At 63.6% G+C, this 6,587-nt stretch carries 4 protein-coding genes and 1 pseudogene; 1 reads left to right on the plus strand and 4 read right to left on the minus strand.

The window, feature by feature from the left end; genetic code table 11:
• From EN964_RS20185 to EN964_RS38695, 4 genes and pseudogenes are all read right to left on the minus strand, one after another.
• A pseudogene (locus EN964_RS20185) lies at positions 1-2,443 on the minus strand (hypothetical protein); the annotation flags it as partial.
• 425 nt (positions 2,444-2,868) lie between these two features.
• On the minus strand, positions 2,869-3,084 hold the full coding sequence (locus EN964_RS20190) for a hypothetical protein (protein WP_127271747.1): 216 nt from the start codon (positions 3,082-3,084) through the stop codon (positions 2,869-2,871).
• 68 nt (positions 3,085-3,152) lie between these two features.
• Positions 3,153-3,824, minus strand: a complete 672-nt coding sequence (locus EN964_RS20195) for a hypothetical protein (protein ID WP_373565064.1) — start codon at positions 3,822-3,824, stop codon at positions 3,153-3,155.
• A 10-nt stretch (positions 3,825-3,834) separates the two neighbouring features.
• Positions 3,835-5,157, minus strand: coding sequence for a YadA-like family protein (locus EN964_RS38695; protein WP_245456832.1), 1,323 nt, complete (start codon positions 5,155-5,157; stop codon positions 3,835-3,837).
• A 411-nt stretch (positions 5,158-5,568) separates the two neighbouring features.
• On the opposite strand from EN964_RS38695, the gene EN964_RS20205 reads away from it, so the two are divergent.
• Positions 5,569-6,587 (plus strand): LuxR family transcriptional regulator (locus tag EN964_RS20205; protein ID WP_127276664.1); only part of this gene is annotated, 1,019 nt, incomplete at its 3' end.

The following is a 6,587-nucleotide window of genomic DNA, read 5'->3' on the forward strand; positions in this document are numbered from 1 at the left end:
CGCCAACATCGCCGAAAGCGGCGCGGATGCGGCTGGTCGCTGCGTCGCGGACGAAGCGGCTGTCCTCGACCAGCATGCCCTTGGCCGAGGCGTGGATTTCCCCCGAAAGCTGGTCGAAGGCTGCCTGGGCTTCGGCGTCGGTGGCTAGACCGGCAACGGCATTGAACACAGCCCCACCGGTCAGGCTGTCCAGCCCTTCACCGGTGGCAATCTGGTTCGGCGTCAGCCCGGCATCGGCGAAGTCGCGCACCTTGGTCACGTCGAGATAGGCGTTGTTGGCATCATAGGTGTCGGTCACAGACAGGAATGGAGTGCTGGTGACACCGGTCACACTATTGAACGTACCGGTCAGCCCGCCATTCGCCGTCAGCACTGTGTAGGTGCCGATAGCAAGGCCGCCGACACGCACCCCTAGAATCGCATCCGTGATATCGGCAGTTCCCGTGGTTGTGAATTTATCCGCGCTGGCACCGCTGACGTCGACGGCCAGCACCGAGCCGGCGGCGAAGGCCGCATTGCCACCAGTCTGCTCGGTGATGTCGCCAGCCACGTCATTCATCATGCTCAACTGGCCCTTGTTGGTGAAACTGGCCAAGCCGTTGAACGTCGTCGTCACGGCGACGGTTGCGCCGAGGTTGGCGGCATAAATGTTGTTGCCGATATTGTTGACCAACGTGCCGCCGCTGAACGCGTTGCTGCCGCCGGCGGTGGCCCAATTGCCACCGTTGGTGACGACATTGCCCACTGCTGCGCCCAGCTTGACCGTGCCGATCAGGGTCCCATTGTTGTTGAAGGCCACCGGGCCGCCCGATGCATCGATTGCCAGCGCCGCGGAGGTTTGCGCGTTGTTGCGCACCAGACCGCTGGTGGTGATGGAAATCGCCTGGCCCGCGGACGACACCGCCTTGATCGCGGCGTCGCCGCCTTCGACCGTACCTGTCGCCGTGATGGTGGTGGCGCCGGTTCCCCTGTTATCGGCATTGATACCGTTTTCGTGGCCGTTGACTGCCGTGACGTCGATCGTCAGGCCGCCCGTCGCGGTGGCGGCGTTGAAGGCGTATATGCCGTCGGTGCCTATTCCGGTCACCATGCCGGTCGCCGTCACGCCGGTGGCTCCGTTGCCGCTGTTGTAGGCGCGGATACCATTGGTCCCGCCGGTGACTGCCACGGCGTTCACTGTCAGGCCCGTACCCGTGGTATAGACATCGATGCCGTTGTCGACCGTTCCAGTCACCGTACCCGTCGCGGTCACGCTGGTGGCACCGGTCCCGTTGTTCTGGGCATAGATGCCGGCGAAGCCACCATTGACTGCCGCCGCACTCACCGTCAGTCCGGCCCCGTCTGTGTAGGCATCGATGCCGTTGTTGCTTGCCCCAGTCACCAAGCCCGTCGCCGTAACGCTGGTGAAGCCTGTGCCGTTGTTGGTGACGGCGATGCCGCCCTTGCCGCTAACCGCCGCGGCACTCACCGTCAGGTCGGTCGCCGTGGTGCCGTTGGTGGCATAAATACCGTCTTCGCTTGAGCCGGCTACGGCAGCCATCGTGGCTATGATGCTGGTGGCGCCGCTGCCGTCGTTCGAGGCAAAGATGCCGTACCGGCCGCCGGTCACCTTGCCGTAGGCGGTGACATTCAGATCGCTGCCAGCAGGGACGGTCGGGCCTGAAAAGGTCACGGTACCATTCAGAATCGTATTGACGACATCGAGTTGTTGTCCGCCATTGACGGCATGGATGCCGTCGCCGGTGCCGCCAGTCACGTCGCCATTGGCGGTGATGTTCAGGGCTGCGGTCGCCCCCTGGTTGATCGCGGAAATGCCGACATTGGTGCCGCTCACTTTTCCGGTGGTGACGTCGGCATCCGAGCCTAGCGAATAGACGACGACGCCATAGCCATTGGCGCCGGTCGCCGTGATATCGCCGGTGGCGTTGACGGCGGTGGCGCCGTCGCCGGTATTGATGGCGGCGAGGCCGATCAGGGCGCCGGTCAAGGCACCATTGGTATCGATGGTCACCGCGCCACCCGGGTTCGCTCCGTAATGGGGAGGTGCCACCTGTGGAACCAGCGACACGACGCCAAGGCCGATGCCCGTCGTCGAGCTTAGCGCCGAAGAATTGGCATCGGTGTAGCTGACCGCGCCGCTGCCCAGTATGCCGAGCGCGAAGGGATCGCTGGTGGTAACGCTGAACCCCGGATCGGTGGTGACCGAAGGGTTGGCCGGAGCAAGGGCAAGGGCGATGAAGTCGCCCAGGTCGAGCGGCAAGCCGATCGTGGTGGGTACGATCTGGCCGGTGGTGTTGACGCCGGAGCAGACATAGTTGGGTGGCGCCGCCGGCGTGCAGGCGGCGTCGGCATTTTGGCCCAAGCCGAGCAGCGTCGCCCCGGCCATCGCCGTGCTGACCAGCAAGCGGTTGCGATAGCGACGATTGCGATCGTTGAGATTCATGTAGTGCCCCAGCCCCGATCCCGACAGATCGCCCTCGGCGGGAGCCGAAGCGATCGTCAGTGTTTCCTGCCAATGGCTGATCGAATGCCGCCGGCTTTCCTAGTCGTCAAATGACGACGGTCCGCCGCTTTGTGCCGCCAATGACCGCTTGCGGTGGCCGGACTGTTACATCGAGGATACACATTCCATTCGACTAATTTACCGGCGAGTGGGGCGACAAGCCGCACGAAAACCCGTCGGCCCGAGCTACCTTGCACAGCCAGCCATGTTGCCCCTTGCACAACATGGCCGGCAGCAGCAAAGAGCCGGCTTTCGAGCTTGATCCGAAGGATCAGCTTGTCGGCGCCGACGGTCCGCCTCTAGCCCGCGCCAACTGGCCGAGCCGACCATGACAGCGGTCTCGCCACGAAGCGCAGAAGGCACGATTAATCGAGGAGCCGATTTGGCTTGCCACCATCCATCTTGCTTTTGTGGATACGCTCCAGAATTGCGCGGGCAGCCTCGGCTCGCTCCTTCGGCCGCCCGGTCAGAAGCTGGCCTCCCAGTGAAGCCGGCATCTCCATCTCGCAATCCCAGACCGTCCATGCGTTGGTCGGGTCGAGTATGCAAATGTACCTCTGGAGCCTTTTTTCATCGGTCAACTCAGGTGCTCCCGACATCGAGGCTACGCACAGGACTTGGCAGGACCAGCGCATGAACACTCCACACGCTACGGCTTGACCGGTTTGGTCTCTTTCTTCGGCTGTACGGCCATCGACGGCCCCTCCGGCGGCGGGCCGGCGGCGTCCGGCTTCGACTGCTCTGCCACCGGCGTGTCGGGCGCTTGCGGGCCACCTGATGTCAGGTTGACGGACACGCCGTAGATCTTCCACTGCCGGTCAGTTGGCTCGAACATAAGCTCGAAATTGACCTGCAAGGGCACCGACGGGAAGAAGCCAGCCATATGCAGCATACCGTTCGGCTCGATCTGAGGCAGCAAGGTCAGCTGCGGCTCGAGCACCGCGACGGCACCGAAGTCGAGTGCCTGCTTGCGCTGGTTGGCGAAGATGTCGCCGAGCCCTGCCGCACTGTTGGCCTGGAAATTCGGCGAGCCGAGATCGCGCAAAACGGTGTAGTTACCGGTCTTGTTGGCTTGGTCGAGCGCCAAAAGCGCACCGCGGATCAGGATCAGCACCCCATTGCGGTCGATACCGGCAGGCCGCGCCGTCTTTTGCCCCACCCGCTTTTCCTTGGCTTGCGCATGCGCGGGCTGCGCAGGCACCGCGGCGGCCATCAGCGCGATGGCCAATGCGGCGAAAAAACCGCGGGCGCCCGAAGTCCGCCAACCGGGCGCCCGCCACTGCAACGGCACGGAATGCTGAAGCCCCAAACCCCGCATCATCCCGGCCGCGTCAGTTCAGTGTCCATGAGGCTCCAACGCTGACGCCGACATCGCCACGGCCGGTGGTTGCCGATACGGCGGCGTTCATGCGGAACTCCTCGCTGGTGTTGTAGCCAAGGCCGAGCGCCAGCCCCGATTGCCCTTTGAAATGACCGAAGCCGCCAGCCAGCGACAGTTTGCCGGGCCTGTCGTCGTAGCGCAGCCCCGCTGTCGCCAACGCCAGCGCGGTGCCGGCACGCGCTTCCGTGCGGGTTTCGCTGATCTCGCCGCCCAGGTTCTGGAAGCCGGACTCCAACGCACCGACGCGGCCGTCGAGAGCCGCGATGTTGTTTGGCAGGTCGTTCAACGCTGCGATATCAAAGGTGGATGTCGCCAGATTGCCGGCACCGTCCGTAGTCACCAGATGCGTGACGCCAACCTGCTCAGCCCTGCTGGCATCCGAGGCAACACCCGAAAGCGTATAGGTGTTCGTGGCACTGCCGAGCTTAACCTGGTTCGTGCGGTCGGTCACAATACCCTGGCCGATGGCGACGGAATTGTCGAGATTGGCCTTCGCACCGCTGCCCAACGCCAAGGCATTCGAGGCATTGGCCGCGGCGCCAGCTCCGACCGCCGTCGAATTCACCTGCCCATCGGCGGAGATGCCCGCCGAGGCGCCGCTGCCCAGGGCGGTGTTTGCCCTGTTCTGGAAGCCGTTTATTGAAGTTCCGCCGGTAATGGCCTGCGCTCCAACAGCGGTGTTGTTGTCTCCATAAGCCGATGCGGAATAGCCATTCGAAACCGAGTAATCGCCCAGTGCCTTGCTGCTCATTCCGGTAGCCGTTGCCCCTCCCTCGCCGGTGGATCCCTTCGCCTGGCTGTCGTAGCCTGTAGCCGTTGAACCGTAGCCCAGGGCCTTGCTCGCCGAACCGGTCGCAGTCGCATAGAGCGACGTGGCCTGGGCGCCCTGTCCCGTCGCGGTGGCATCAGGGCCCGACGCTATTGCGTGGTAGCCCGTGGCGGTGGACTGCGAACTCGTTGCTTCCGCATAAGCGCCTGTCGCCGTTGAAAGTCGGCCTGTCGCCTTGGAACTTGCACCGAACGCGCTGGAACCCAGCCCATTGGCCGTTGCGAAAGTCCCCACTGCGGTCGATATGTCCCCCTCAGCCTTGGCCAAGGTTCCGACAGCCGTAGCAAAGCCAAAGGTGGGGCTCGCCGGATCAGGCGGATTGGCGCTGGCCTGGGAGCCACACGCTAAGCTGTTCGGTCCGGAAGAGGTCGCACCACCATCGGTGCCGTCGTCTATCAGACAGCGATACTGCGCAAAGCCGCTGCCGGTCGTCAGCAGCAGCATTGTCCCCGCAAGCGCTAGTGACAGGCGAATTTTCAAAGAGAAAACCAACATCCACCCCCGAGAATGACGCCGCGGGGTTGCCTTGCACCAGACTTGATGCCTCTCCAGCCACCCCACAACGATTGTTTCGGCTCAGCGTTGGAAGAGATCCAACGAGCAATAAGCCGAACCTGACAATGGCGAGGCATCCCGAACAGTCGTCATATGACGACTGTTCGTCGCTTTGTCGGGTGGTTACGACCTTGTTGAACGAGGCTGTGACTCCAAAACCACAGATTAGTTTCTTCTAATACTTCGCGGGCTTGACCTGGAACCACTACAACTTGGCTGCACAGCGTCACAACTTGCGCGAGACGATCCGCATGTTTAGGCTTTCTCCCCAACGACAATCCTTGAACGCCGGAAGGGTCAATGGCTGACGTCAGCATCGAAGCGGTCTCCGCAGTGGTCGGCAAGGTCTATGAGGCCGCCTATGACCAGGGCCGCTGGCTCGATGCGGTCAACGGCCTGCGCGATCTGTTCGGCGGCTCGCGCTCCTGCATCGTGCGCATCAGCCCACAGACCTTTGACGCTGTTGCAACCGATTTCGATCCGGAGTTCACCTCGCCAAAGGGCATCGAAGCCCTGCTGCGCGATCCGCTCGCTGCCGCATCGGCCGCCTTGCCCCTTGGAGAGGTCAGTCGGTGGCCCCTGACGGAGGAGGTGGCGGCGTTCCGCCGCCGCGAACTCTGGCAGGACTGGCTGCGGCCGCGCGACATGTATCACGGCCTCGTCTCCAACCTGCTCTCGTCGAACGACTCGCACTGGATGCTCAGCATCGATCGCGGCCCAGGGCAGGAAGCCTTCGGCGCCGAAGACATCGACCTGTTGCGCAAGATCGTGCCGCACATGCGGCGCGCCGGACAGATCGGCCAGCAGTTGGAGAAAACGTCGGCCCTGGCGTCGGCGTTTTCGCATCTGCCATTCGGCGTGTTTCTGATCAACGGCCATCAGCAGATCGCACAGATGAACGGGGCCGCCGAAGCGATGTTGTCGCGGCCCGACAGTCCGTTGCGATTAAGGGATGGCACAATCGCGGCCGCCAGTGCCGAGGATACGCAGGAGCTGGAGCGGCTGGTTGCCGACGCCTGCTCGCTGCATGACGGGGTCATACCGGGCGTCGGCGGTACACTGCTGGTGCCGTCCGATCGCCGGCAATCCGACCTGGCGCGACTGGTGCTGTCGGTGGCGCCGTTCGTCGATGCCCGTGCCTATGGCCTGGCGTCCGAACGTTGCGCGGGGGTCATGGTGACGGAGGTCGCCCGCCGTATTCCCGACGGCTTCGAGTTGTATGTCCGCGAGCTATTCGACCTGACGCCGGCCGAAGCCCGCCTGGCGACGGAACTGGCATCGGGACGCTCGCTGAAGGAGGTCGCGGCAGCGTCCAACAT

This window comes from Mesorhizobium sp. M7A.F.Ca.CA.001.10.2.1 (assembly GCF_003998575.1).
In the GTDB taxonomy this organism is placed as follows: domain Bacteria; phylum Pseudomonadota; class Alphaproteobacteria; order Rhizobiales; family Rhizobiaceae; genus Mesorhizobium.

Excerpts from the sequence above, each read along its gene's own strand:
- EN964_RS20195 (WP_373565064.1), bottom strand. The coding sequence starts at position 3,824 with ATGATGCGGGGTTTGGGGCTTCAGCATTCCGTGCCGTTGCAGTGGCGG.
- EN964_RS38695 (WP_245456832.1), bottom strand. The coding sequence starts at position 5,157 with ATGCTGCTGCTGACGACCGGCAGCGGCTTTGCGCAGTATCGCTGTCTG.